This is a genomic window from Flavobacterium sp. K77 (assembly GCF_021608205.1).
GTDB classification, from domain to species: Bacteria; Bacteroidota; Bacteroidia; order Flavobacteriales; family Flavobacteriaceae; genus Flavobacterium; species Flavobacterium turcicum.
In genome coordinates this window covers 218,472-244,863 of the sequence record NZ_JAKIHO010000005.1, presented here as the reverse complement: position 1 = coordinate 244,863, position 26,392 = coordinate 218,472, and the positions used below count along the sequence as shown (strand labels likewise).

Sequence of the window (26,392 nt, the reverse complement as noted above, 5' to 3'; positions counted from 1 at the left end):
TTAATCGTTTCTATCTCTTGAACAAAGAACATGCATAAAAAAAGCCATCTTTTTTTCTGTATCAGTCTTTTTTGCACTATCTCATTTGCACAAAGTACTGTACGCGGAAAAATAACCTCTCAGGCCGGAACTCCGCTTGTGGGAAGTCACATTCATATTGGTAAAAAAACAGTTTCAGCTGATGCTGATGGGAATTATTTGCTTAAAAAACTCCCTTCAGGAAGCCAAAAAATACACGTTTCGTACATTGGTTTTCAGTCGGTAGATACTTTGGTAAACCTATCAGAGGATCTTGTTTTTGATTTTGTTTTAAAAGAAAAAGCAGATAAGCTTCAAGAAGTGGTCGTGCGTCAAAAAAACAATACGCTCAACAAATCTTTGCTGGAGCAAAAAATCAAAACAGAGACTATTGAAAGGTTCAGTAATCAAACCTTGGGCGAAGTGCTAAGGGAGGTGAATGGTGTTTCTAGTTTAAAGACAGGTAGCACCGTGGTAAAACCAATTATCAACGGACTGTTTGGTAGTAGAGTGCCGATAATCAATAATAATGTGCGACTCGAAGACCAGCAATGGGGAACGGAACACGCTCCTAATTTTGATTTGAATGCCGCAGGAAAAATAACGGTAATCAAGGGTGCATCCGGATTGCAATACGGCGGAGATGCCGTTGGTGGATTGGTTGTCATTGAGCCGCTAACCGTAAAAAAAGACACACTTTTTGGAAAAACTATTTTAAATATGGTATCCAACGGTCGCGGTGGTTCAATTAGTTCGAGTTTGCACAAAGGCAATGACAAAAGATGGAGTTGGAATGCGTTAGGTACATTTAAGTATATGGGCGATCGCGAAACACCAACCTATGTTCTTTCAAATACCGGAAATCGCGAGGCCAATTTTTCAGGTGATGTGAAGTATACTGCGAAAAAATACGACATTGGTGCGTATTACAGCTATTACAACACTACAATCGGAATTTTGAGTGCGTCGCATATTGGTAATGTTAATGATTTGTACAATTCGATAACCAACAAAAGGCCATCGGTTGTTAATGATTTTACCTATGCCATTCGAAACCCAAAGCAAGAGGTGCAACATCATTTAGCTAAGGTGAATTTTAATTACTTTCTAGACGAAACGGCATCAATCGCGGCGCAATATTCTTTTCAATTCAACAAAAGATTAGAGTTTGATGTTCGTAGAGGTGATTTCAATTCGCGCGCTGCTTTAGATTTGGAGTTGGCCACACACGCCATGCAAGTTGATTATAAAAAAACACTTCATGATTGGACTTTCAAATCAGGTGTTAGTAGTTCATTGCAAAGCAATTTTGCCAATCCAGCAACGGGTATAAAACCTTTGATACCAACCTTCGATCGTTTTGAATTGGCTACTTACGGCATTTTTAATTACGATTTTTCAGATCATTTTTCGGTAGATGCTGGAGTACGTTATGATTTTTCGCAAACCAATGCTACCAAGTTTTATTTGAAATCAAGATGGGATGAGCGTGGTTACGATCCTGAATTTTCAAACTTTATTGTTGGCGAACAAGGCAACCAATGGCTTACAAAACCATCGTTTAACTTTCATAACGTATCGGCAAGTTTGGGCTTTCACCGCGAGTTTGAAAACGATTTGCACTGGTATGGCAATGTAAGTTTAGCTGCTAGAAATCCGAATCCGTCTGAATTTTTTAGTGATGGTTTGCATCATTCTACAGGAGTTATTGAGTTGGGAGATTTGGCCTTAGATCAAGAGCAAGCCGTTAAATTGTCGACTACATTACAAAAAAAATGGAATCGTTTTTCGGTAGAATTCAATCCGTACTTAAACAGCATTCGCAATTTTATGTTTTTACGACCAGTAGGTTTTGAAACCACGATTCGCGGTGCTTTCCCAGTGTATGATTACCAACAAACGCAAGCCAGATTGTTTGGGGTTGACTTGCAAACACAATGGAAAATTAACGAAGAATGGCAACACGGACTAATGGTCTCTTATGTAAACGGTAGGGATGTTAGCAACCGCACGGCTCTTATTGATATGCCTCCATTGGGTGTGAGCAATAAAATTCAGTTCACAAAAGCGGCTTGGCACGATTTGAAACTCGAATTAAAAAGTGAGTTGATGTTGCGTCAAAATCAATTTCCAAACTATAACTTCACCACCAATATCATCGAAAATAATGAGTTGGTTCCCGTTGTGGTAGATATTAGTACGCCGCCAGCAGGTTATCATTTGTTGCATTTTTATTCTCAAATGACATTCAAAACATTCGGTAAAACAAGCACTACGGTAGCATTTTCTGTTCAAAATATAGCAAACACTTCGTATCGTGATTACCTCAATAGACAGCGGCTTTTTGCTGACGAAATGGGTAGAAACATACAACTACAAATCAAATTTAATTATTAAAAGTAAACACAAAAAAAATGAAAAATTTTAAAATTTTAGCCTTTGCATTAATCACATTAGTAAGCTTTTCATCTTGTAATAACGACGATCCAATTGCAGTTAATGAAGAAGAATTGATTACTACAGTAACAACCACATTAACTGCAGGAAACCAAACAATCACATTAACGTCAAAAGATCTTGATGGTGATGGTCCTAATATGCCTGTGATTACTGTTTCAGGTGAACTAGCATTAAATACTACTTATACAGGAGCAGTTAGTTTTTTAAATGAATCAGTAACTCCTGCTGATAATATTACAGCAGAAATTTTAGAAGAAGGAGTTGAGCACCAGTTATTTTTTCAGGCACCAGCGGTAGTAGGTGCTTTTACTTATGCAGATGCAGATGCTAATGGAAAGCCAATTGGTTTAAAATTTACTTTAAAAACAGGAGCGATTGCTACAACAGGCTCAATCACGGTAACTTTAAGACATGAACCAGTAAAAACAGCTGATGGTGTTGCTACAGGTTCAATTACGAATGCTGGTGGAGCAACTGATGCGTTGATTACATATCCGGTAACGTTAAAATAAGTCTCAAACGTTAAAATAAGTCTCAATCGATTATTTTATCAAAGACAAAACGCTATCCTATTGATAGCGTTTTTTTGTTTAATTTAAGAACTATTCGCAAGGCTTAGACAAACTTATTGCTATTTTTGTAACAACCTTAAAATTTAACTAATGAAAAAAACTTTTTTAATAATGGCTATATCATCAGCGGTAGCATCTTTTGGGCAAAATAATACGCCTAAAAAAGTGCAGTATCCAAAGACTAACAAAGGCGAAACAGTAGATGTATATTTTGATACTAAATTGGCCGATCCGTACCGTTGGTTAGAGGATGACAAATCAGCTGAAACGGGAGCTTGGGTAAAAGCTCAAAACGAGGTAACTTATGATTATTTGGGGCAAATTCCATTTCGTAACGTGATTAAAGCACGTATGGAAAAACTTTGGAACTATGAAAAAATAGGAGCTCCGTTCAAAGAAGGTGCCTATACCTATTACTATAAAAACAACGGATTACAAAATCAATCGGTTTTATATCGCAAAGATGCTCAAGGAAAGGAATCGGTTTTTTTAGATCCAAATACTTTTTCTAAAGATGGTACAAGTTCTTTAGGTGGATTAAATTTTTCTAAAGACGGGTCTAAAGTAGCTTATGCCATTTCAGAAGGTGGAAGTGATTGGCGTAAAGTTGTAGTGATGGACGCCGAGACGCAAAAAATTATTGGCGATACAATTGTCGATGTAAAGTTTAGTGGCGTTTCGTGGTTAGGAAACGAAGGGTTTTATTATTCTAGTTATGACAAACCAACAGGAAGCGAGTTATCTGCCAAAACAGATCAGCACAAATTGTATTTCCATAAATTAGGTACCGCTCAAAAAAGCGATTTAGTGATTTTTGGTGCTAATACAAAACGCCGTTATGTAGGAGGGTACGTTACCGAGGACGATCGTTATTTGGTAATAACTGCGGCAAATTCGACCTACGGAAATGAATTGTATATCAAAGATTTAAGCAAGCCTAAAAGTGCTATTGTAACTATCGTTGATAATTTTAAAACCGATAACAATATCATCGAGAATGAAGGTTCGAAGTTGTTTATTGAAACCGATTTAAATGCACCAAACAAACGTATCGTAACTGTTGATGTAAGCAATCCGGTTCCTGCAAATTGGAAAAACTTTATTGCCGAAACTGAAAACGTTTTGTCTCCGTCAACTGGCGGTGGTTACTTTTTTGCCAATTACATGCAAGATGCAGTTTCTGTAGTAAAACAATACGATTACAATGGTAAGCTTGTTCGTCAAATAGAATTGCCAGGCGTGGGAACAGCAGGTGGTTTTGGTGGTAAAAAATCAGAACAAAAACTGTATTATTCTTTCACCAATTACATCACACCAGGTTCAACTTTTTCTTATGATGTAGCAACAGGTGTATCGCAAGTATATGAAAAACCAAAAGTAGATTTCAACAGTGATTTGTACGAGTCAAAACAAGTATTTTATACCTCAAAAGATGGCACAAAAATCCCGATGATCATTACGCATAAAAAAGGTTTAAAGCTAGATGGAACCAATCCAACTATGTTGTACGGTTATGGTGGTTTTAATGTGAGCTTAACGCCAAGTTTTAGCATTGCAAATGCGGTTTGGATGGAAAACGGCGGTGTTTACGCAGTACCTAATTTACGTGGTGGTGGCGAATACGGCAAAAAATGGCACGATGCAGGAACCAAAATGCAAAAACAAAATGTATTTGACGATTTTATTGCAGCAGCCGAATATTTAATTGCTCAAAAGTATACTTCTCCGAATTATTTAGCCATTCGCGGAGGATCAAACGGAGGATTATTAGTTGGCGCAACTATGACACAGCGCCCAGAGTTAATGAAAGTAGCTTTGCCAGCGGTAGGTGTAATGGATATGTTGCGTTACCATACTTTTACAGCAGGTGCAGGTTGGGCGTATGATTACGGTACGTCACAAGACAGCAAAGAAATGTTCAATTATATTAAAGGGTATTCTCCTGTTCACAACGTAAAAAAAGGTATTCAGTATCCTGCAACTATGGTAACAACTGGTGATCATGATGATCGCGTAGTGCCTGCTCATAGTTTTAAATTTGCGGCCGAATTACAAGAGAAACAAACCGGTAATAACCCAACTTTAATCCGAATTGACATTAATGCAGGGCATGGAGCTGGAAAATCAGTGGCAGCTACCATTCAAGAAAATGTAGACATACAAGCGTTTACTTTGTTTAATATGGGAGTTGTTTTATTGCCAGAGTTAAATTAATAATCTTTTGATTTGGTGTACAAATCGTTAAATAATTGAAACGCTATTTGAAAGAATAGCGTTTTTTTTATTTCAAAAAAATTAAAATAAAACCAAGTATGGCGGTGAATTTAGGTGGTTTTATTATCATAATGTTTTATTAATGCACTCGTATTTATGAAAGGGCTTTCGTAAATTTGAGAAACAACCTTAAAATTTAAAACATCATGACAGTACAAATCAACACAGACAATAATGTAGAAGGACATGCACGCCTAAAATTGTATATTCAGGATGAGGTAGCTACAGCTTTGGCCCGTTTTGAGGATAAAGTAACCCGTCTAGAAGTCCATCTTGGTGACGAAAACAGCGATAAATCAGGAGTTAACGATAAAAGATGTCTCATTGAAGCCCGACCAGTAAACAGCCAACCACTAGCGGTAACGCATCATGCAGAAACCACTGAAAAAGCATTTCACGGGGCTTTAGATAAAATAAAAAAAGTACTGGGGACTACTTTTGATAAAATGAAAACACACTAATTTTATTTGCGTAGGATAAAAAAAAGACACTTTGAGAAAAGTGTCTTTTTTTGTCTTATCAACTAGTGTGTCATTTTTTAGAAAACTACAATTCAAAGGATTTATTTAAAAAGCAAAGCCGCCAAAGCAGGATCTCTCTCGTATACATCTTCATAAAAAGACAAGTTGCCATCAGCATCAACCCAAGAGGTGAAATAACCAATATAAACAGGGATTTTTTCAGGCAAAGTGTACCAATATTCATCACCAGCGGCCATTTTTTGCTCAATTTTCTCCATATTCCATTTTGGGTCGTTTTTCATCAAGGCTTCGGCTAGTTGTTTGGGCTTTGCTACTCTAATACAACCATGACTGAATGCTCTTGATTCGCGAGTAAACAATCCTTTCGAGGGCGTATCATGCAAATAAATAGCATTCGAATTTGGAAATAAAAACTTTACCAATCCCAAAGAGTTTGATGCTCCCGGTTTTTGCCTGACGGAGCCATTGTTCCATTCCATGTTGTGTTTTGCTAAATAGTTCGGGTCTTTTTCTATGGCGGGCAAAATTTCGTTTTTAAGTATACTTGTTGGTACATTCCAGTACGGGCGAAAAACAATATAACGCATGGGTGCACTAAAAATAACTGTCTTGTTCAATGCTTTTCCTACCACAACTTTCGACTTTAGTTCCGCTAGCCCGTTTCTAAAAAAGGTGAGTTCATAGGCTGGAATATTCACCACTACCAATTCTTTTGATTTGGTAATGTCGTTTGACACCCATCTGCAACGTTCCATGTTGAGCATAATGGTTTTGATGCGTTCTTGCACGGGAACATTCATGCTCTTTATGTGTTCAGGCAGGATGCTTTTATTCCATGCATTTCCGTGTCTTTTTTTGTAATTTAAAACGCCTTTTTCTAGCTCCTCATCATAAATAGCGCTTTTAGAATCTTGCTCTAAATCGTTGGTCGTAAAAAGTCGGGTTCTAATTTGGGCGATCACTTGTGCGCTATCACCCGGTTGGTATTTTTTTACAAGAGAATCAACCGTGATTTTTGACCAACCGCCTTTTGTTTCGATTGCTCTATAATTGGCCAATGCTTTCTTGAGTAAAAAATATTGTTTCAATAAGCCTTTTTCTTCCTTGTGAATTAAGGATGGATTGATTAAAAGCGAATCCAAATACGCATCATACGATTGTTTTTTTCGGGGCAAAAACCATTCTAAATCTCTGGTTTTTTCGGGTGCTATTCCATCATAAACTTTGTCAACATAAAAGAAAAATAGTGCTGAGTTGAGCAATTCAGTTTCAACACTCGCTTTTTTGTATTTTTTGGGATCTTTAAAAATAGCATCAAATTTTTCTTGATAAGGTATTTTAGCTTCTACACCTTCTTGATTGATGGTGTTCACTTTATTGTATAAAACGCCAGCAAACTCATTTATACCATCTTTGTCAAACCAAATATAATGGAATTGGCGCTTGCGATACAATTCCTCCACTTTTGTTTGATAGGCTTTTAGGTCGGGATACGATTCAAAAAATGGAGCAATCTGAGTACTATCAAAGGACACTTCTAAATAGTTAGTGGGAGTATTTTTGACTTGGGAAATGGCTTTGTTTTTATCTTTTTTACAAGAAACAATTGTTAACGAGATGAGAATCAAAAAAGCAGCGTATAATTTTCTCATTGTATTTGGTTTTGAAATTCTAGTGGTTTATGTCAACACAAAAATACATCAAAAAGATGCTTTCAAGTCTTCCACTTTAAGCGTTCGGTATTTGTCGAGCGCTCAAGTGTTAAAAAATCATAAGCTCATAAAGGCGTAATAAAAATAATAAATTATTGATAATAAGAGATTTGTATTCGTTTTATTTTTTAAAAACAAATTTAAGAGTATATTTAACAAGCTTAAATCTGTGAATTATACAACAATTGTTGTATTCACATGTAAAGTTGATCCGGCTTAGCTAGCGTAATTTTACAAAAAATATAAACCAGGTTTTTTATTAAAAATAGGGTTTAAAAATTAGGAATTGTTCAAGATGTGTTGGTATAATATCTCTTAAGTAATCCACTCCAAAGTCGCCTTTTTTAAATCAGAATAAAATGCCTATGCCTACTATTTTGTCACCTATTCGTAATTTTTTAGACCGGTTGACCCCTGCAAAAATTCTCAAAAGTTTGGGCATTTTGGCATTGGCTTTTGTAGCTCTTGTGTTGCTGCTTTGTGTCGGTTTTTCGGTTTATTTTGACAGTAATAAAGCCCAAATAGTACAGCAAATTAATGAACAAATCAACGAAAATTGTTCGGGTTCAGTCGTGATAAAGGATGTTAACTATGCGTTTTTTCAAGGTTTTCCCAACATGACTTTGGCTTTAAGTCAAGTACAGGTCAAAGATAGTTTATGGCCATTACACAAGCGTACCTTGCTTCAAGCAGAGCGTATTAAGTTGCGCGTAAATGTTTTAAAGTTGTTGGGTAACGAGTTGTTTATTGATAAAATAGAGGTTCAAAATGCGAATTTGCATGTTTTTAAATCAAAAAATGGTGTGGTAAATACTTCTATTTTTAAAAGTAAGAAGAACAAAAGCCAATCTAAAAGTACGACTGATACCGCGGTTAAAGAAATTATTTTTAAAAATGTCCGCTTGATTTCTGAAAACCAAAAAGGAAAAAAATTATTCGATTTTGATGTAGAATACCTAAAAGGCAATTTTACTTTTGACGGTTACAATTGGCAGTCAAAGGTTGCCATAAAAACAAAGGCTAATAGTATGGCTTTTAATACACAAAGAGGAAGTTTTGTTCAGAACAAAGTAATTCAGGCGGTATTGGAAGCGAATTATGACGCACTAAGTAAAAAGATTTCTGTAAAGGCTGATGAGCTTTTCATTGGTGCCGATGTGTTTGCCGTTCAAGCGCATTTCGGAATTCAAGAAGACCAAGCTCCGTTTGATATTAGCATTCAAACCAATATTTTATGGCGCAATGCAGCCGCTATTTTGAGTGGAAATATCAAAAAACGTTTGGATCAGTTCGATCTCCAAAAGCGATTACAAGTGCGTTGTTCGATTATTGGCGACTTGAATACGATGGGCGATCCTGAAATTGTGGTGCTGGCGCGCGTGAAAAATGATAGGCTAACTATTCCTGATGGAATTATAACAAATTGTTCCTTTACGGGTCAATTTACCAATAATTTCAAAAAAGGTTTGGGTTGTAACGATGTTAATTCAGCAATACGCCTCACCAATTTTGCAGGCCAATACAAAACCATTCCTTTCCGAATTCCTCAAGGTGTAATTGCTAATTTTGAAAAAACTATTGCTACCGGAAATTTTCGCGCTAATTTTAAAATGCAACGCCTCAATAAATTAATCGACAAAGAAATATTGTATTTTACGGGCGGAGATGCTACCGTCAAATTAGAGTTTAAGTTTGATGTGGCGAGTCTAAAAATTAAGAAACCCCAATTCAAAGGCCGTGTTTTTGTAAAAGAGGCACTGCTGAACTACGGTCCAAAGAATTTTGCTTTCCTAAAAACCAATATAGAGCTCGATTTTACAGACAAAGCACTTTTACTTAAAAATATTAGTTTTAGAAATGCAAAAAGTGCTGTTTTTATGGAGGGTAAAATAGATAATTTCATGACTTTGTATTACGATAGTCCCCAAAAAATGATTGTCAATTGGCAAGTATACGCTCCGTATTTGGATGTGAAACAATTTGTAGGCGCCATAACAACTGATAATCCAAAGCAAGCAAAGGCGGTTGCTGTAGCAGATCCTTTTTCAGCAAAATTATACGATGCCATCCATAAATCGCAAGTAATAATGGATGTTAAGGCCGATAAAATTAACTATGGCAAATGGAATGCATCGCGAGTACTGGCTTCGGTGGCACTAATTAATGATTCGTTTATTGTGCAAAAAGCCAAGCTCGAAACTTGCGGTGGTCGTATTGAGGTAGTCGGAAAGTTGAGTCGCGAAAACAAGAATTTTAAAGTAGCTTCTAATGTAAAATTAAGTAGCATCAACGTAACTCAGTTTTTAACGGCTATGGATAATTTCGGAATCAAATCTTTTCAACCTGCTAATATCGAGGGAACACTAAATGCCACTGCTGACGTCAAAGGATTGATGATTGCCGGAGGCGCATTACAAACGGAAACGCTCGCTGGTAATGTTAATTTCAAATTGTTTGATGGGGCTTTGATCAATTTTAAACCTATAACTGCGGTAGCAAAATTTGCTTTTCCGTTTCGAAACGTCAGCAATATTGTGTTGAGTGATTTGGTTGGCGATTTTAAAATTAATGAAGGTCGGGTGGGAATCAAAAAATTAAAAGTGAGTTCTAGCATTTTAAATTTTGATGTAAATGGCGTATATTCGTTTCAACGCGGCACCAATTTGGCCATGACCATTCCGCTTCGAAATCCTAGAAAAGATACGCTAATTTCCGATGAGGAAAAACGCTTGGCTAAACGTTACAAAGGTTTGGTTTTACACCTTTTGGCACAAGATGTGGATGGAAAAATTAAAATTAAATGGAATAAAAATCACGAATAAAAATACAATCAGATGCGCTTTAAATTACTATTACCTGTACTGTTATTGATGGTTTTGGGATGTAAAACCAATATTTCATCTTCAAAAAATGCAACGACTGAGGTCAACCAAGTTTTAGACAATTGGCATCAAGCAGCCGCAAAGGCTAGCTTTACGGATTATTTTGAAGCTCTAGCTGAAGATGCCGTATTTATTGGCACTGATGCAACTGAAAATTGGAACAAAAAAGATTTTCAAGCCTATGCCAAACCACATTTTGACAAAGGAAAGGCGTGGAGTTTTACCGCTGTGGAGCGTCATGTTTTTTTTGATGCCAGCGGAAATCTAGCTTGGTTTGACGAATTATTAAACACTCAAATGAAAATTTGCAGAGGTTCAGGAGTTTTGGTCAAAGTGGATGGGCAATGGAAAATAAAACAATACGTTTTGTCAATGACGGTACCAAATGAACATTCGAACACGGTAATTCAAGCCAAATCAGCTACCGAAGATGCTCTTTTGAAAACACTTCAATCCAAAAAAGGCAAATAGTTCATATATATTTCCTTAATTTTGCCAGCTGAAACCGTCAAATCGAACGGTACGAAGCATAAATATTTTAAGAAAAGTGGGAAGCAAAAATAAATTAAAGAGATTTAAGGAAAACGAAACATTCAACAATGTTTTTCAACCAACTAGAGAAGAAGTAGTAGGCGATTTATTTCCGTTGAAAGGAAAATGGAATACCGACTTTTTCAAAAACGATAATCCTTTGGTACTCGAATTAGGGTGCGGAAAAGGAGAGTACTCTGTTGGCTTGGCTGAACGTTACCCAAACAAAAATTTCATCGGAATTGATATCAAAGGCGCGCGTTTTTGGCGTGGTGCCAAAACAGCTGTTGAAACAGGTTTGTATAATGTAGCCTTCATCCGAACTCAAATTGAGTTGATCAATCATATTTTTGCCGAAAACGAAGTTGATGAAATTTGGATTACTTTTCCAGACCCACAAATCAAATACAAGCGTACAAAACACAGAATGACAAATTCAGAGTTCTTACAATTGTATAAAAAAATTCTCAAAAAAGATGGAGTTGTAAACTTAAAAACCGATAGTGAATTCATGCACGGATACACTTTAGGATTGTTGCACGGCGAAGGTCACGAGGTTTTATATGCAAATCACAATGTGTACAGAAATGAAGGTAGTCCGGAAGAAGTTACTGCTTTTCAGACCTTTTACGAGAAACAATACTTAGAAATTAATAAAGCAATTACCTATATTCGATTCAGAATCAAAGAATAGTCTTATATTTGACTGCGATTTTGAATCTCTTTTTGTGCCTATGAATTTAATCACTTCCTTAATTTTGGGTTTTATAACCGCTTTCGTAGGTATTACTCCTCCCGGTTTAATCAACATGACGGCGGCAAAAGTGAACCTGAAAGAAGGAAAAAGTAGTGCTTACTGGTTTGTTCTAGGTGCGGTGATCATCATTTTTTTTCAGGCATCTTTAGCTATTTTTTTTGCACGATTTATCAAAGAACGCCCAGATGTGGTCGTGCTATTGCGTGAGGTAGGTTTCGGGATTTTTGCTGTGCTTACGGTTTATTTTTTGTTCATTGCCAAAAAGCCAGTCAAAAAAAAGGGAAGCATCAAAAAACGAAGTACCTCCACTCGCTTTTTTCTCGGTATGCTACTTTCGGCGCTCAATTTTTTTCCTATTCCGTATTACGTTTTTGTTAGTATTACGCTGGCTTCTTACAATCTTTTTTACTTTGAGGCTACCCATGTTTTTACTTTTGTGGCGGGTGTTGTTTCTGGTTCTTTTTTGGTGTTTTATTTTTACATTACTTTTTTTCAAAAAATCCAAAACAAGACAGACTTCTTGATGCGCAACATGAACGGAATCATCGGTACAATCACTGGTTTAATAGCGCTTTTTACACTCGTAAATATTGTTCGATATTACTTTGGGTAAACTGTTTTTTTAGCAATCAAAAGCATGGCAAACGAAAATTTTTTTGAAAGAGTTTACGACGTAGTTCGACAAATTCCATACGGAAAAGTGACTTCCTACGGCGCCATTGCTAGAGCGTTGGGTTCGGCACAATCATCCCGAATGGTAGGTTGGGCCATGAATGCTTCGCATACGCTTGAAGATGTGCCTGCGCATCGTGTAGTGAACAGAAACGGTTTGCTTACTGGCAAAATGCATTTTGACGGATCCAACTTAATGCAACAATTGTTAGAAAACGAAGGTATTGAAGTACGCGACAACCAAATTGTTGATTTTGAGGCTCATTTCTGGACGCCAACAATCCCAACAGAAGAATAATTTCTAGCATAACTCCCTCATAGCACGCACTAATGTACGCATCAATAAATGCGATACAAATCCTTTAAAATAAGAACTTTTCATGCTATATTTGCAATCTGAAATCAGTTTAAATAAAGATAATGTTCTGGTATGCAAATGCCAATAGAAAACAGCGAATTAGAAATGAAATTAGATAGAAAAGAAATTCTTAAAGCGTTAGAGACCATTACCATTGCCGGCGAAGGTAAAAATATGGTTGAAAGTGGTGCTATTACCAATGTTATCACTTTTGGAGATGAAGTTGTTGTTGATTTAGTATTGCACACGCCTGCAATGCACATCAAAAAAAGAGCCGAAGACGATATTAAAAAAACAATCCTAGAAAAAGTTTCGCCCGAAGCTAAAGTTAAAATCAACACCAAAGTTGAGGTTGCTGATAAGCCTGAAATTAAGGGAAAATCGATTCCTGGAATCAAAAATATTATTGCAGTAGCCTCAGGAAAAGGTGGAGTAGGAAAATCTACTGTAACTGCAAACTTGGCTGTAACGCTTGCAAAAATGGGCTTTTCGGTAGGTGTTCTTGATGCTGATATCTACGGACCATCGATGCCAATTATGTTTGATGTCGAGAGTGAAAAACCAGTTTCAGTAACGGTTGATGGCAAGTCAAAAATGAAACCAATCGAAAGTTATGAAGTAAAAATACTTTCCATCGGGTTCTTTACTTCTCCAAGTCAAGCCGTAATCTGGAGAGGTCCAATGGCTTCAAAAGCATTAAACCAAATGATTTTTGATGCTGATTGGGGAGAATTAGACTTTATGTTACTTGATTTACCTCCAGGAACAGGTGATATTCACCTTTCTATCGTACAATCATTGCCAATTACAGGAGCAGTAGTCGTGAGTACTCCGCAAGCAGTAGCTTTGGCCGATGCTAAAAAAGGAGTTTCGATGTTCTTGTCAGAAGCGATCAATGTACCAGTTTTAGGAATTATCGAAAACATGGCGTATTTCACACCAGCTGAATTGCCTGATAACAAATATTATATTTTTGGTCAAGAAGGTGCTAAAAACCTGGCAGACGATTTAGGAGTTCCATTTTTAGGTGAAATTCCAATCGTACAATCTATTCGTGAAGCTGGTGATTACGGACGTCCAGCGGCTATGCAAATTGCTTCACCTGTCGAAAACATTTTTGACGAAGTGACTCGTAACGTAGTGCGCGAAGTAGTGGCAAGAAACGAAAGTTTACCAGCTACCGAAGCAGTAAAAATTACAACAATGGCAGGTTGTTCTGCTGTAAAAAAATAAAATTAGAAACTTTTGAAAATGATTTTCAATCTTTCAATTTTCTAATCTTACAATCTTTAAACAAAGAAAATGACAACAGAAGAATTAACAATTGAAGTTCAAAAAGCGCTCGAGGAAATTAGACCTTTTTTAAATTCCGATGGTGGCGATATTACACTTATTTCTATCGAAGATGACAAGCACGTAAAAGTCCGTCTTGAAGGTGCTTGTACCGCATGTAGCGTCAATCAAATGACTTTGCGCGCCGGCGTTGAAACTACAATCAAAAAATTTGCACCGCAAATAGAAACAGTTGTCAATATTTTATAGAGGCATTTGGGCGTAACCCTTTTATAAAAATAGGCCAACGGTAATTGTACTGAAGGGCCTATTTTTATAAAACGGTCAGGCTGTTCGCTGTATCTTTTATTCCGCAGGCTCCATAAAAGGATGCCGCTGTCATCCTTTACGCGAACCCCAATACCAATCAAAATTTGTAAAACACACACAAAACCAATAACATGGACGTATTAATCAAAATCAAAGACAGAGAAGGAGTTGTTCACGAACTACAAGCACCAACGGATATGGCAATGAATATCATGGAGCTTTGTAAAGCCTACGAATTGCCAGTTGAAGGAACTTGCGGTGGTATGGCCATGTGTGCCTCTTGTCAATGCTACGTTTTAAACGAAGTGCCTTTGCCAGAAATGGGCGATGATGAAGAAGCCATGTTATCCGAAGCGTTTTATGTAAAGTCAAATAGCCGTTTGGGTTGTCAAATTCCAATCACGGAGGACTTAGAAGGTTTAGAACTCGAATTGGCACCAGAATATTAAAAGCAATCAAAATAAAAGGTAGAGCCTCAAAATATGTAAAAATATTTTGAGGCTTTTTTTATTCAATTGAAAGAGATATATTCGTACAATATTTTTTTGATTTTCAATTTCTAATAACCGCTATGGAGCTTACTTCTTATTCGCCAGGATTGCACAAACTAGTCACCTTAAGCGTTCCTGACGCATCCAAGCTCACTAATAGCGCCGGTTTCATGGCTTTTACTGATGCTGTTTTGCAACAACACGCCCTCGAAAAAGTAGGTGCTGTGGTGCATGATTTCGAGAACGATAGTTTCACCATAGCTGTTTGCCTCAAAGAATCTCACATTTGCATTCATACTTGGCCCGAATTCAATCAACTTACTCTTGATGTGTATTTGTGCAATTATTTACAGGATAATACCCAAAAAGTCAAAGCAGTAATGGCGCAGTATGTGGAATATTTTCAAGGAATTGTTTTAAAAGACTTCGAAATTAATAGATAATAGTATGGAGGTTACTTGTAGCAATTGCAACCATACCACTAAGTTGGATTTGAATTTTGATGTCAACATATACGCATGTACTAATTGCGTATACGTGTATCAAGATCGAGATGGTTTGCGATTTAAGGACCAACTAAGGCCTTTTGTTTTTGATGAACATTTGGAGGTAGGTCAAATAGGTGTTTTTAATGATAAAGAGTACACCGTTACGGGTTTACTCATAAAAGAATACGACGGTTTTGAATGGGCAGAGTATCAGTTGCAAAGCAAAGATGATTTTGCATACTTATCAGAAGCTGCAGGTCATTGGATTTGGCTTGAAGAAATTCAGTTAGATACAAAGGTTGGCAACCATCCAAGAACAGTTGACTATGAAGATTTAAGCTATAGCTGTTATTCGTATTCGTATCCAAAACTGAGAGCCGCTCGTGGTTTTTTTGATTTTGATATCTTCGAAAAGGCTGAGTTGATTGAGTATATTAATCCTCCTTTTCTTTTGTCCTTTGAACGAAAATCAAATGGACAAACTGCCTGCAAAGGCGAGCACATCAAAAAATCAGCAGTCAAAAAAGCTTTTGATAACCCAACTTTACCCAATAAAGCAGGGGTAGGTTTGGTGCAACCATTCCTGATTGATTTGCGTCAATTGGCAATCACTTTTTGTGTAGTGGCGCTGTTAACTGTAATATCGAATTGGTACTTCAATAAGGATCGAGTGGCAGCCAATGTCCTCGATACGCAGTTGCCTTTGGCTAGCGCGACGACTAAAGATTTTGTTAGTCCAAGTTTTACCCTTCAAGGTAGTGCGGCGCCACTCTCGGTTGAATTGTATGCACCTGTAAGTAATTCGTGGGTGAATGTACAAGTGGCTTTGGTCAACGAAAAAACAGGCGATGAGGTTTATGCCAGCAAAGACATTGAATACTATTCTGGTTATACCGAAGGCGAATCCTGGTCCGAAGGTTCAAATAGCGAGAGTTTTAATTTGTGTGGTGTGCCAGCAGGTCAATACCATTTAACAATCAGCTCGATGAAAGCTCCTGAAGATGTAACCAGCGATTTTATCAAAGTGAAAGCAGTTTGGAGCGAACCTTCATCACGCAACATCTGGATTGTGTTAATTTGCATGATTGTGGTTTTGGTTGGCTTATTTTACTTAGAACGCAATTTCGAAGAACGCCGCTGGGCAGATAGTAGTTACTCTGAATACAACTCATAAAGCATGGAAAATATACTAAACTACATTAAAAATAACTACTTGTCATTGGGTATTGGTTTGTTTTTTTACCTCTTGTTTGTGTACTATAATACCTCAGGAAATCAGTTGTGCGATTGCGAATCAACCGAAAAATACAAACCCGAGTCAAATGCACGCGGTAGCATTAACCGTTTTTATCATAAATAACTTTTAAAATTTCAACCTATGGACTTTCTTACATCAAAACCTATTTTAAACTCTTTGGTATTCTCGCTTTTAGGAATTGTAATTCTTTTAATTGCTTATTTCATCATCGAGAAACTAACTCCTGAAAATACTTGGAAAGAAATTACCGAAAAGAATAACACAGCCGTTGCCATTGTTTTTGGTGCACTTATTATTGGATTCTCTATGATTATTAGTGCCGCAATTCATGGGTAAAAAATTTTTAAAATTTGAATATTTACTTCTTTTTGCTGTTTTTACCATCGCAACCTGCGGACTGGTTTATGAACTTGTGGCCGGTACTTTGGCGAGTTATTTGCTTGGCGATTCTGTAAAACAATTTTCGTTCATTATTGGGGTGTACTTATTTGCAATGGGAGTGGGTTCTTATTTTGCGAAGTTTTTAACCAAAAACATGCTTAATACCTTCGTTGAAATCGAAATTCTCGTTGGTCTTATTGGCGGTTTGAGTTCGGTAGTGCTTTTTTTATTGTTCGAAAGTGTATATTCTTTTCAGCTCATTTTGTACTTGTTGGTTTTTATCACGGGTTGTTTGGTTGGGCTCGAAATTCCGCTTTTGATGAATATCCTCAAAGATAAAGTGGCATTTAGAGATTTAGTATCCAATGTTTTTACTTTTGATTACATCGGAGCGCTGTTGGCTTCTATTTTATTTCCGCTGGTATTGGTACCCAAATTGGGAATTATGGGCACGTCTTTGTTCTTCGGAATGATCAATATCAGTATTGCTATTGTATTGTGCTTTAGCTTAAAGAAAGAGCTTAAAAATGTGTATTTATTGCGATTTAAAGCTATTGGTGCTTTTGTAACTTTAGTTGTAGTCGCTTTTTTTTCTGATTCGATTTTGTCTTACACAGAAGGTAATTTGTACGGCGAAAATATCATTTACTCCAACACAACGCCTTACCAACGCATTGTGCTAACGCATAATAAAAGTGATTACCGCTTGTATTTGAACAACAATTTACAATTCAGTTCTAAAGATGAGTACCGCTATCATGAAGCCTTGGTGCATCCTGCAATGGCTATGGCTAAAAATGCCAAAAATATTTTAGTGCTTGGCGGTGGCGACGGACTTGCGGTTCGCGAAATTTTGAAATATCCCGAAGTTCAAAAAATTACTCTGGTAGATTTAGATGAGGGGATGACTAAATTATTCAAAACCAATTCTATTTTGACTGGTTTTAATGAAAATGCACTAAACGATCCGAAGGTACAGGTTTTGAATCAAGACGCTTTTGTTTGGGCCAAAAGTACCCAATCAAAGTTTGATGTCGTGGTGATTGATTTTCCGGATCCGTCTAATTACAGCTTGGGCAAATTGTATTCTTTAAACTTTTACAACACTATAAAATCGATTTTGGCTAAAGATGCGGTAATCGTGGTGCAAACTACTTCTCCGTTTTTTGCGCCGAAGTCTTTTTGGTGTATCAACAAAACCTTGGCCGAAACTTTCCCTCAGGTAGATGCCTATCACGCGTATGTACCTTCGTTTGGCGAATGGGGATTTTCGATTGCAATCAACAGTTTCGAAACTACTTTTAATTCCGTAAACAGACGAGCTGAAAAGCTGCGTTTTTACAATTACCAGTTCGACCAATTCAATTATTTTGCTAAAGATATGATTTCAAATGAAGTCGAAATTAATCGTTTAGACAACCAAATCTTAGTACGCTATTTTGATGAAGAGTGGGGAAAATTATAAGTTCTCGAGGAGATTTTTTTTAAAATCAGCTGCAGCTGTAGTTTTGATTACTCCCTTTTTGCAAGCGTGTAAAGAGAAGGCACTGTCAGTTATATTTCGGATCACAGGAACTAATTATATTGTAGGGCACCGCTTACGCACCAAGAATTTCCCTAAGGTAAGCGAACAATTAAAAGTAAAATACCTTATTGTTGGAGGAGGGATTTCTGGTTTGAGTGCCGCACGAGAATTCAGTAAACGAGGTGAAACTGATTTTTTGCTCGTTGAACTTGAAAAAGAAGTCGGAGGCAATTCATCAAACGGCGAAAACCAATATTCAAAGTTCCCTTTGGGAGCGCATTATTTGCCTTTGCCCAATAAATCAGATACTAAATTACTGCAGTTTTTGCAGGAAGAAAATATTATTCAGGGTTTTGATTCCCAAGGTTTCCCTATTTTTGATGAGGCTCAGTTGACATTTGCCCCGAGCGAACGTTTATTTTACAGAAACAGTTGGCAAGAAGGATTGCTGCCCCGAATTGGGAATAGACCACAGGATGAAGCGCAAATGCAGCGTTTTTTTGAGCAAATGGAAAAGTTTCGAATTGCTAAAGGTGCAGATGGGAGATATCTTTTTGATATTCCTTTGGTGAAATCTTCGATTGATGGTAAGACACGCGCGCTTGACCAAATGACGATGGTCGCGTGGTGCTCGCAGCAGGAATTTACCTCGCCTTTGCTTTTAGAATATGTCAATTATTGTTGTAGAGACGATTTTGGTTTGGGAATCGAATTTGTTTCTGCTTGGGCGGGAATTCATTATTTTGCAGGGCGAAAACACGACAGTACTCCCAATGGCGCTGATACTGTTTTGACTTGGCCCGAAGGCAATGCCCGATTGGCGCAACACTTGAAAAAATATGTAAAAGGTAAAAGTTTACAATCGCATTTGGTATACGAAATAACTCCCGATGAAAATGTCGTTGGAGTAACGGTTTTTGATGCTGTGAACAATAAATCGATTCAAATTACCGCCGAAAAAGTCATTATGGCTTGTCCGCAATTTGTTAATCAATACTTGCTTCCTGATCGTAAAAAAATGGCTCAAGATTTTCATTATGCACCCTGGTTGTTGGCCACTTTGGTAGTCACTGATTTGGTTGATAATGGCAGTTATCCTTTGTGTTGGGATAATGTTATTCAAGGTGCTAAAGGCTTGGGGTATATTTACGACCAACAGCAATCCGTGCAGCAAGTGCATGCTAAAAAAGTGATTACTTATTACTATAGTTTTTCAAGTGATAATTGCGCCAAAAGCCGAAAGGAATTGTATTTTAAAAACAAAGAACATTGGAAAAAATTAGTTTTTGACGATTTGCGTCTGGCTCATCCAGATATTGAATCGAAAACAGAAGAAATTAATGTTCACCTTTTGGGTCACGGAATGATTAGTCCGGTTCCGGGATTTATTTTTGGCAAAGCCAAAGAAGAAGCGTCTAAAGCTATAGCTAATCGTATTTTCTTTGCTCACTCTGATCTGGCTGGAATTTCTATTTTTGAAGAAGCGTTTCATCAAGGCATTCAAGCCGTAAATCAAATACTCGATGCGTCAACCTTGGATACATAAGCCACTTACAGATGGTGTTTTTATATTGGCTCCAGCTTTTTTTGTATCGTTGTTGGTCATTATTTTTCATGATTCCTTCCGAGTTATTGAGGACCAATATTCTTTTTATACCTGGCTTTTTTTGATTGTTTTTATAGATGTAGCGCACGTTTATGCTACACTTTTTAAAACGTATTTTGTACCTGATGCGTTCAGGGCGCGACGTACGTTGTTGCTGGTTTTACCTTTAGTGTGTTTTTTGATTGGGATGCTGCTTTTTAGTTTTGGTAGTACTGTTTTTTGGTCGTGTTTGGCTTACATTGCTGTATTTCATTTTATCAGGCAACAATATGGTTTCATGCGGCTGTATTCACGTTTAGAAGTTAAAACAAAGTGGACTGTGTTTTTTGATAATTTGTTTATTTATACCGCAACGGTGTACCCGATGTTGTACTGGTTTTTATCAAGTCCACGTGCTTTTACATGGTTTACTGAACATGATTTTTTTAGAGTAGAAAACAGTTTCGCTCTCGAAGTATTGGGATGGATTTATGGCTTTGTTCTCTTGTTTTATGTGCTTCGAACGGCTTTTCAATCCTACCAACAAAAGTTTTTTAATTTTCCAAAAAATGCAATTATTGTAGGTACATTTTTATCTTGGTATTTAGGAATTGTGTATTACAACAATGATCTCATTTTCACTTTGCTGAATGTAGTAGCGCACGGAATTCCGTATATGGCGCTGATTTATCTTAACGAAATACATCTTAAGCAAAGCCGCGGGTCTGGAATTGTAGCTTTTGCCAAAGGTGGTAAAGGTTGGCTTGTTTTTATCGGAGTGTTGGTATTGATAGCCTTTTCAGAAGAATATCTATGGGAAGTTTTGGTTTGGCAGGAATATTTTTCAAGTCCTAGTTTGGATATGGCACAATGGCAAATTATAATCGTTCCTTTATTGACAGTTCCTCAATTTACCCATTATCTCTTAGACGGATTTATTTGGAAATCCAATAAATAAACTCCAAAAAAAAAGCCCTGACGAATCAGGACTTTTTGCGTTATTTTAAGTTGTCATCAAGTGTTCGACTTGTAATTGCTCTTCGATGGCATCCCAAAGCCCGATGCGTTTTTCTAATGCTTGCTTCGATACTTCTTCAACATCTGACCATTTTTGAGCATCATTACCACACAATTCAGTGATCATTGTCATTGCCATAGGTCCATGTTCGTCGGCATCAAGTTCAATGTGTCTTTCAAAATAATAGATGAGTTTGCTTAAGTCTGTTTCTGGGAAGTTAGCTTGAAAATTTCTCAAGATTTCAGTAAACATACTCGGAATCAAATCCTCTCTTCCAAAAGTAAAAGCTGCTGCAATCTCATGTGCTTTTCCTTCTTCAATAACTCGGAAAGTAAAGTCTAAAAATGCTTTTATGTTGGGGTGAAGATTACTTGTTTTAATCGCAACAAAAATGTTTTTTAACGAATCTACTTCTTGTAAAAAAGCTTTGATGCCATTGGTGTCTGCTTGGCACGCTTCCATTGCTTCGATATACATTTCGTAATGGCTAGAACGCTTTCCGTCTAAAGTCAAATCAGACTCTTCCGCCAACACGATTTCATTGATTAAATATCTCGTTTCCGGATTTGGTGTAGCAAACCAAGGAGTAGAGGTACAAGTCAATTTAGATTGTAATGCCTTTAAAAGCGACATAAAGTCCCAAACTGCGTAAACATGGTTTTCTAGAAAACATTGTAAATCAGCAATTGTTTTTACTTTATTATAGAGCGAATGTTGTAACAATAGTTCTTTTTGGGGCTGAATACTATTGTTGATGGTAGCAATATTCATGTGCAGGATTTTTTTTGTAAAGATAAAAAAGCTTCTTGTTTCCAAGAAGCTTCTATTATCATTTTTAAGTATACTTTAATAAACGTTTATTACTACTTAAAAGCTGGAATATCGGTGATGTCCATACCTGTTATAAGTAAGTGAATATCGTGTGTTCCTTCGTATGTAATTACAGATTCTAAATTCATCATGTGGCGCATGATAGAGTATTCACCTGTAATTCCCATTCCGCCTAGGATTTGTCGGGCTTCACGAGCTATATTGATAGCCATTTCAACGTTGTTTCTTTTGGCCATGGAAATTTGTGCTGTAGTAGCTCTTCCTTCGTTTCTTAAAACACCAAGTCTCCAAGTTAGTAACTGTGCTTTGGTGATTTCGGTAATCATTTCAGCCAATTTCTTTTGTTGCAATTGGGTTCCCGCAATCGGTTTGTCAAACTGAATTCTTTCTTTAGCATAACGCAAAGCAGTATCGTAGCAATCCATAGCAGCACCAATAGCACCCCATGCAATTCCGTAACGAGCCGAGTCTAGGCAACCTAGTGGTGCGCCTAAACCAGATTTATTTGGTAAAAGATTTTCTTTTGGAACCTTTACGTTGTCAAAAATTAATTCTCCTGTAGATGATGCACGAAGCGACCATTTGTTATGCGTTTCTGGAGTGGTAAAACCTTCCATACCACGCTCTACAATCAAACCGTGAATTCTACCCTCTTCATTTTTAGCCCAAACTACGGCAATATCAGCAAACGGTGCATTAGAAATCCACATTTTAGCACCATTTAAAAGGTAATGGTCGCCCATGTCCTTAAAGTTGGTTGTCATCCCACCAGGATTTGATCCATGATCAGGTTCGGTCAAGCCAAAACAACCCATGTATTCTCCCGTAGCTAATTTTGGTAAATATTTCATGCGTTGCTCTTCGTTACCATATTTCCAAATAGGATACATTACTAACGATGATTGAACAGATGAAGTAGAACGAACACCAGAATCTCCGCGCTCAATTTCTTGCATTATCAAACCGTATGAAATTTGGTCTAAACCAGCACCGCCATATTCAACAGGAATGTACGGACCAAAACCACCAATTTCACCTAAACCTTTGATAATTTGTTTCGGGAATTCAGCACGTTGTGCGTAGTCTTCAATAATAGGCGACACTTCTTTTTTTACCCAAGCACGTGCAGAATCGCGCACTAGTTTGTGTTCTTCGGTTAGTAAATCGTCTAAGTTATAATAATCTGGTGATTGAAATAAGTCTGGTTTCATGGTTTAGTACTTTTTATAGCTACAAATTTACATAAAGAAATATAACAAAACCATTTACAATTGTTATATTTTTATATCCTGAGACTAATATTGGCTCTAAAAGTACAAACAATGAGTCAAATACATTGCGCAATTTGAAAATTTGGGATTTGTTTAAACGAAGGTTTTTACATCTTCAAATAAAAATCCTTAGTCAAGGCAATGTATTCTGGAGTATATATGTGTCTTGCGGTTTCGATAATTAATTCGTCAACTGCAAAATTAGGAGTTTCTTTTCGAGTAAATGCGAGTAAACTTCGTTTGATTTCAGTGGTTGGTGTTCCTTTGATACGAGTAATTTTTAAAGGATATAACTCGTATTCGTAGGCCAAAGCAATAAAGTTTTCTTCTTCTTTGTGAGGAATGATAACGGCGAATATTCCGTTTTCAGAAAGTAATAAATCTGCAGCCTCAATTAATTCTTCAAAAGGCATAGCATCAGCAAAACGGGCCAAATCACGCTGCTCATTTTCTGTTTTGTAGTCCTCGGTATAAAATGGTGGGTTAGAAACAATTACATCGTACTCGTCTTCGGGTTCTTCAACAAATTCATCTAGACCAGCATGATAACAAAATAACCGATCGCTCCAAGGCGAATTTTCGAAATTATCTGTTGCTTGCTCATACGCATCCTCGTCAATCTCTAAAGCGTCAATTTGCTCTGCGTTGCTTCTTTGCGCAAGCATCAATGCAATGATTCCAGTTCCGGCACCAATATCCAAAATACTAAAAGGATTATTACTTATTGGAGTCCAAGCGCCAAGAAGAACTCCATCAGTGCCAATTTTCATAGCACATCGGTCTTGTTCAACAGCAAATTGTTTGAATTGGAAATTAGACATGAAAATAAGATAAATTAAACCATTAAGAAATTAAGGGAATTGAGAGAAAAACTTAATGAACCTTAATTTCTTAATGGTTCAAAAAAATAAATTAAAGGTACATTTCAATTAATCCTTCTGGTAAATCCATGATCACTTTTTTGTTTTCACGATCTATCTTAACCAAAAAATGGTCAATCATAGGGATTAAGATTTCAGTTCCTTTGTTGAGCACTTCAAATAGAGGTTGTGCGGTAGTGTCGTTGATTGATTCGATTTTTCCAACAACGCCAAGGCGTTTGTCTTCAACTTCAAAACCAATTACTTCATGAAAATAGAATTTGTTACCGCTAAGTTTTGGTAACATTTTTAGAGGCAAATATAAGTCGTTGCCAACAATAGCATCGGCGTCTTCCTCAGTATTGACATCTTCAAAACGAATGCGAAGAAAGTCATTTTTGTGCAGCGAACTGCTTTCAATAAAAAAAGGAACCAAGTGTTTGTTGCATTCAACAAACACTGATTCCAGATTTTCGTATAACTCGGGTTCGTCCGTGTCTAAATAGGCAAGAACTTCCCCTTTGAAACTAAATTTTTTAGCGATTTTACCTAAGTAGAAACAATCTTCTTTACGCATCGTCGCTAGCTAAAATTATGCTTCAGTAGTTTCGTTGTTTTCTTCAGTTGCTGGAGCTTCTTCAGCTTCAACTTCTTCAGTTGCAGGAGTTGCAGCAGCAATTGCGTCAGCCTCTGCTTGTGCAGCAGCAGCTAAACGTTTAGCGTTAACTTCTTGTTCTGCTTTTAATGCTTTTGCTTTAACATCAGCTTGCGCTTTTGTTAAACCTTCTTTTTTAGCATCAACTTTACCAGCTTTTGCCTCTAACCAAGCAGCTAATTTAGCATCAGCTTGTTCTTGAGTTAAAGCTCCTTTACGAATACCTCCATCAAGGTGGTGCTTCAATAAAGCTCCTTTGTAAGAAAGGATTGCTCTAGCAGTATCAGTTGGCTGTGCACCATTGTGCAACCATTTTACAGCGCTATCTAAATTTAATTCGATAGTTGCAGGGTTTGTGTTTGGATTGTAAGTACCAATTTTTTCAAGGTATTTACCATCTCTTTTTGAGCGTGCATCTGCAGCTACAACCCAGTAAAAAGGTTTTTGTTTTTTACCGTGTCTTTGTAATCTAATTTTTACTGACATAATCGTGTGATTAAATTTTGAGGTACTCGACCTCGATTAATTAAGGGTGCAAAGATACATTTTTTCTAGATAAATACTACTGTTACTAATAATTTTATGAAGTTGAGTTGGTTAGCGTAGCGATTTTATAAAAAGACCAGTTGTTTTATGCTTTTTAATGCAGTATTGTTTTATTTTTGTTTTTCAAAAGCATTTAAAAATGAAAAAAATTTCGGTTCTGCTGTTTCTTCTATTAGTTTTATCTAGTTGTGAAGAGGATATTCGTTTTAATAATCCTTCGATGCAGGCACTAAAAGACAATGTTTTTTGGCGAGCGTTGAATACAACAGCTAGTGTTCAAGCCGATGGTTCCTTATTAATTGAGGGACAAACAAGAGACGAGGTCTTTCAATTGCAAACGGCTGAGACTGCCATAAAACGTTATGTTTTGGGAGATGGAAATGCCAGTAATGTCACTTATAAAATTATAGCTCCTGAAGGTCAATTTGAATATGAAACAGGAACTAATGCTGCAAGTGGTCAAATTGTAATTACCGAGTATGATACAGCTGCTAAAACTGTTTCGGGAACATTTCGTTGCAGCGTTGAAAGTGCAAGCGGAAGTCCTCTGGTGGGAAACACCGTGGTTTTCAGAGAAGGTGTTTTTTATAAAATACCAATTAAATAAGTATCGTTATATAGCGAAAAGGTAAAGTGTTTTTTAAGTACTTCGAGTGAGCTTTATGAGAACTGTTTTGTTGAACGTATTAAAATAAAATCACAAATAAGCTAATATGTAGTAGATTAGAGAAAATTAGCACTACATTTGTTGTATTATTTAAATAAGTACATATGAACATTTTTGTTGGAAGCCTTCCATTCAGTATTGAGGAAGCAGATTTAAGAGAGTCTTTCGAGGCTTACGGAGCAGTAGATTCAGTTAAAATTATCTCAGATAAATTTACAGGAAGAAGTAAGGGATTCGGTTTTGTTGAGATGCCAAATGATGACGATGCTCAAAAAGCTATTGACGAATTGAACGGAGCGACTGTTCAAGGACGTGCAATTGTTGTAAACAAATCTGAGCCTAAACCAGAAGGTGAAAGAAGAAGTTTTAACAACAACCGTGGTGGTGATTCACGCGGTGGTTACGGAAACAACCGTGGTGGAGATAGCCGTGGTGGAGACAGAGGAAGATATTAATATTTTTTTCAATCATATAAAAAAAGGTGTTCATGAAAATG

The 26,392-nt window shown here is 36.9% G+C and carries 27 protein-coding genes; 21 read left to right on the top strand and 6 right to left on the bottom strand.

Annotated elements, in window-relative coordinates; genetic code table 11:
• Positions 1-30: 30 nt before the first annotated feature.
• The 4 genes from L1S34_RS11135 to L1S34_RS11120 all read left to right on the top strand — a co-directional run bounded on the left by L1S34_RS11135 (position 31) and on the right by L1S34_RS11120 (position 5,785).
• A complete protein-coding gene (locus L1S34_RS11135; RefSeq protein WP_236364077.1) occupies positions 31-2,415 on the top strand; it encodes a TonB-dependent receptor in 2,385 nt (794 codons plus the stop codon).
• Positions 2,416-2,432: 17 nt separating this feature from the next.
• Positions 2,433-2,990 (top strand): type 1 periplasmic binding fold superfamily protein, encoded by a 558-nt coding sequence (locus tag L1S34_RS11130; RefSeq protein ID WP_236364076.1) that lies wholly within the window; start codon positions 2,433-2,435, stop codon positions 2,988-2,990.
• A 171-nt stretch (positions 2,991-3,161) separates the two neighbouring features.
• On the top strand, positions 3,162-5,264 hold the full coding sequence (locus L1S34_RS11125) for a prolyl oligopeptidase family serine peptidase (protein WP_236364101.1): 2,103 nt from the start codon (positions 3,162-3,164) through the stop codon (positions 5,262-5,264).
• Positions 5,265-5,470: 206 nt separating this feature from the next.
• Entirely contained in the window at positions 5,471-5,785 is a 315-nt protein-coding gene (locus L1S34_RS11120) for an HPF/RaiA family ribosome-associated protein (protein WP_166135656.1), read from the top strand.
• A gap of 101 nt (positions 5,786-5,886) precedes the next feature.
• Here the strand turns inward: L1S34_RS11120 and L1S34_RS11115 are convergent, their stop codons facing one another.
• The gene (locus L1S34_RS11115; protein ID WP_236364075.1) at positions 5,887-7,458 is read right to left on the bottom strand and encodes a L,D-transpeptidase family protein; all 1,572 of its coding nucleotides are present in this window, start codon (positions 7,456-7,458) and stop codon (positions 5,887-5,889) included.
• A 425-nt stretch (positions 7,459-7,883) separates the two neighbouring features.
• On the opposite strand from L1S34_RS11115, the gene L1S34_RS11110 reads away from it, so the two are divergent.
• The 15 genes from L1S34_RS11110 to L1S34_RS11040 all read left to right on the top strand — a co-directional run bounded on the left by L1S34_RS11110 (position 7,884) and on the right by L1S34_RS11040 (position 21,006).
• On the top strand, positions 7,884-10,340 hold the full coding sequence (locus tag L1S34_RS11110; protein ID WP_236364074.1) for an AsmA family protein: 2,457 nt from the start codon (positions 7,884-7,886) through the stop codon (positions 10,338-10,340).
• 12 nt (positions 10,341-10,352) lie between these two features.
• Positions 10,353-10,871 carry a nuclear transport factor 2 family protein gene (locus L1S34_RS11105; RefSeq protein ID WP_236364073.1) on the top strand — a complete coding sequence of 173 codons (519 nt, stop codon included), beginning with the start codon at positions 10,353-10,355 and terminating at the stop codon, positions 10,869-10,871.
• Positions 10,872-10,947: 76 nt separating this feature from the next.
• Positions 10,948-11,625: a tRNA (guanosine(46)-N7)-methyltransferase TrmB gene (trmB, locus tag L1S34_RS11100; protein WP_236364072.1), complete on the top strand. Its 678-nt coding sequence runs from the start codon at positions 10,948-10,950 to the stop codon at positions 11,623-11,625.
• Between the two features lie 40 nt (positions 11,626-11,665).
• The gene (locus L1S34_RS11095; protein WP_236364071.1) at positions 11,666-12,301 is read left to right on the top strand and encodes a LysE family transporter; all 636 of its coding nucleotides are present in this window, start codon (positions 11,666-11,668) and stop codon (positions 12,299-12,301) included.
• A 24-nt stretch (positions 12,302-12,325) separates the two neighbouring features.
• Positions 12,326-12,658: an MGMT family protein gene (locus L1S34_RS11090; protein ID WP_210790458.1), complete on the top strand. Its 333-nt coding sequence runs from the start codon at positions 12,326-12,328 to the stop codon at positions 12,656-12,658.
• A 165-nt stretch (positions 12,659-12,823) separates the two neighbouring features.
• Complete coding sequence (locus tag L1S34_RS11085) at positions 12,824-13,951, top strand: Mrp/NBP35 family ATP-binding protein (RefSeq protein WP_236364070.1); 1,128 nt, start codon at positions 12,824-12,826, stop codon at positions 13,949-13,951.
• 69 nt (positions 13,952-14,020) lie between these two features.
• Positions 14,021-14,260 (top strand): NifU family protein, encoded by a 240-nt coding sequence (locus L1S34_RS11080; RefSeq protein WP_166135681.1) that lies wholly within the window; start codon positions 14,021-14,023, stop codon positions 14,258-14,260.
• 191 nt (positions 14,261-14,451) lie between these two features.
• On the top strand, positions 14,452-14,769 hold the full coding sequence (locus tag L1S34_RS11075; RefSeq protein ID WP_166135684.1) for a 2Fe-2S iron-sulfur cluster-binding protein: 318 nt from the start codon (positions 14,452-14,454) through the stop codon (positions 14,767-14,769).
• 122 nt (positions 14,770-14,891) lie between these two features.
• Complete coding sequence (locus L1S34_RS11070) at positions 14,892-15,254, top strand: S-adenosylmethionine decarboxylase family protein (protein ID WP_236364069.1); 363 nt, start codon at positions 14,892-14,894, stop codon at positions 15,252-15,254.
• A 4-nt stretch (positions 15,255-15,258) separates the two neighbouring features.
• Positions 15,259-16,473 carry a DUF4178 domain-containing protein gene (locus tag L1S34_RS11065; RefSeq protein ID WP_236364068.1) on the top strand — a complete coding sequence of 405 codons (1,215 nt, stop codon included), beginning with the start codon at positions 15,259-15,261 and terminating at the stop codon, positions 16,471-16,473.
• Positions 16,474-16,476: 3 nt separating this feature from the next.
• Positions 16,477-16,659: a hypothetical protein gene (locus tag L1S34_RS11060; protein WP_210790467.1), complete on the top strand. Its 183-nt coding sequence runs from the start codon at positions 16,477-16,479 to the stop codon at positions 16,657-16,659.
• Positions 16,660-16,677: 18 nt separating this feature from the next.
• A complete protein-coding gene (locus tag L1S34_RS11055) occupies positions 16,678-16,893 on the top strand; it encodes a DUF350 domain-containing protein (RefSeq protein WP_166135696.1) in 216 nt (71 codons plus the stop codon).
• Complete coding sequence (locus L1S34_RS11050) at positions 16,886-18,403, top strand: polyamine aminopropyltransferase (RefSeq protein WP_236364067.1); 1,518 nt, start codon at positions 16,886-16,888, stop codon at positions 18,401-18,403. The genes L1S34_RS11055 and L1S34_RS11050 overlap by 8 nt, the downstream gene beginning before the upstream one ends.
• Positions 18,381-20,009 (top strand): NAD(P)-binding protein, encoded by a 1,629-nt coding sequence (locus tag L1S34_RS11045; RefSeq protein ID WP_236364066.1) that lies wholly within the window; start codon positions 18,381-18,383, stop codon positions 20,007-20,009. The genes L1S34_RS11050 and L1S34_RS11045 overlap by 23 nt, the downstream gene beginning before the upstream one ends.
• On the top strand, positions 19,987-21,006 hold the full coding sequence (locus L1S34_RS11040; protein ID WP_236364065.1) for a hypothetical protein: 1,020 nt from the start codon (positions 19,987-19,989) through the stop codon (positions 21,004-21,006). Before L1S34_RS11045 ends, L1S34_RS11040 begins: the two co-directional genes overlap by 23 nt.
• A gap of 45 nt (positions 21,007-21,051) precedes the next feature.
• On the opposite strand, the gene L1S34_RS11035 is transcribed toward L1S34_RS11040, so the two are convergent.
• The 5 genes from L1S34_RS11035 to L1S34_RS11015 form a co-directional block, all read right to left on the bottom strand.
• Positions 21,052-21,837 carry a DUF3050 domain-containing protein gene (locus L1S34_RS11035; protein ID WP_166135705.1) on the bottom strand — a complete coding sequence of 262 codons (786 nt, stop codon included), beginning with the start codon at positions 21,835-21,837 and terminating at the stop codon, positions 21,052-21,054.
• A 92-nt stretch (positions 21,838-21,929) separates the two neighbouring features.
• Positions 21,930-23,108, bottom strand: a complete 1,179-nt coding sequence (locus L1S34_RS11030; protein ID WP_210790478.1) for an acyl-CoA dehydrogenase family protein — start codon at positions 23,106-23,108, stop codon at positions 21,930-21,932.
• A gap of 167 nt (positions 23,109-23,275) precedes the next feature.
• Positions 23,276-23,938, bottom strand: coding sequence for a tRNA1(Val) (adenine(37)-N6)-methyltransferase (locus L1S34_RS11025; protein WP_236364064.1), 663 nt, complete (start codon positions 23,936-23,938; stop codon positions 23,276-23,278).
• A gap of 142 nt (positions 23,939-24,080) precedes the next feature.
• Positions 24,081-24,605, bottom strand: a complete 525-nt coding sequence (gene rimM / locus L1S34_RS11020) for a ribosome maturation factor RimM (RefSeq protein WP_166135714.1) — start codon at positions 24,603-24,605, stop codon at positions 24,081-24,083.
• Positions 24,606-24,620: 15 nt separating this feature from the next.
• Positions 24,621-25,169 (bottom strand): 30S ribosomal protein S16, encoded by a 549-nt coding sequence (locus tag L1S34_RS11015; RefSeq protein ID WP_166135717.1) that lies wholly within the window; start codon positions 25,167-25,169, stop codon positions 24,621-24,623.
• Positions 25,170-25,368: 199 nt separating this feature from the next.
• On the opposite strand from L1S34_RS11015, the gene L1S34_RS11010 reads away from it, so the two are divergent.
• Both L1S34_RS11010 and L1S34_RS11005 read left to right on the top strand, forming a co-directional pair.
• Positions 25,369-25,836 carry a DUF6252 family protein gene (locus L1S34_RS11010; RefSeq protein WP_236364063.1) on the top strand — a complete coding sequence of 156 codons (468 nt, stop codon included), beginning with the start codon at positions 25,369-25,371 and terminating at the stop codon, positions 25,834-25,836.
• Positions 25,837-26,000: 164 nt separating this feature from the next.
• A complete protein-coding gene (locus tag L1S34_RS11005) occupies positions 26,001-26,351 on the top strand; it encodes an RNA recognition motif domain-containing protein (protein ID WP_166135722.1) in 351 nt (116 codons plus the stop codon).
• The last annotated feature ends 41 nt before the right edge of the window (positions 26,352-26,392 follow it).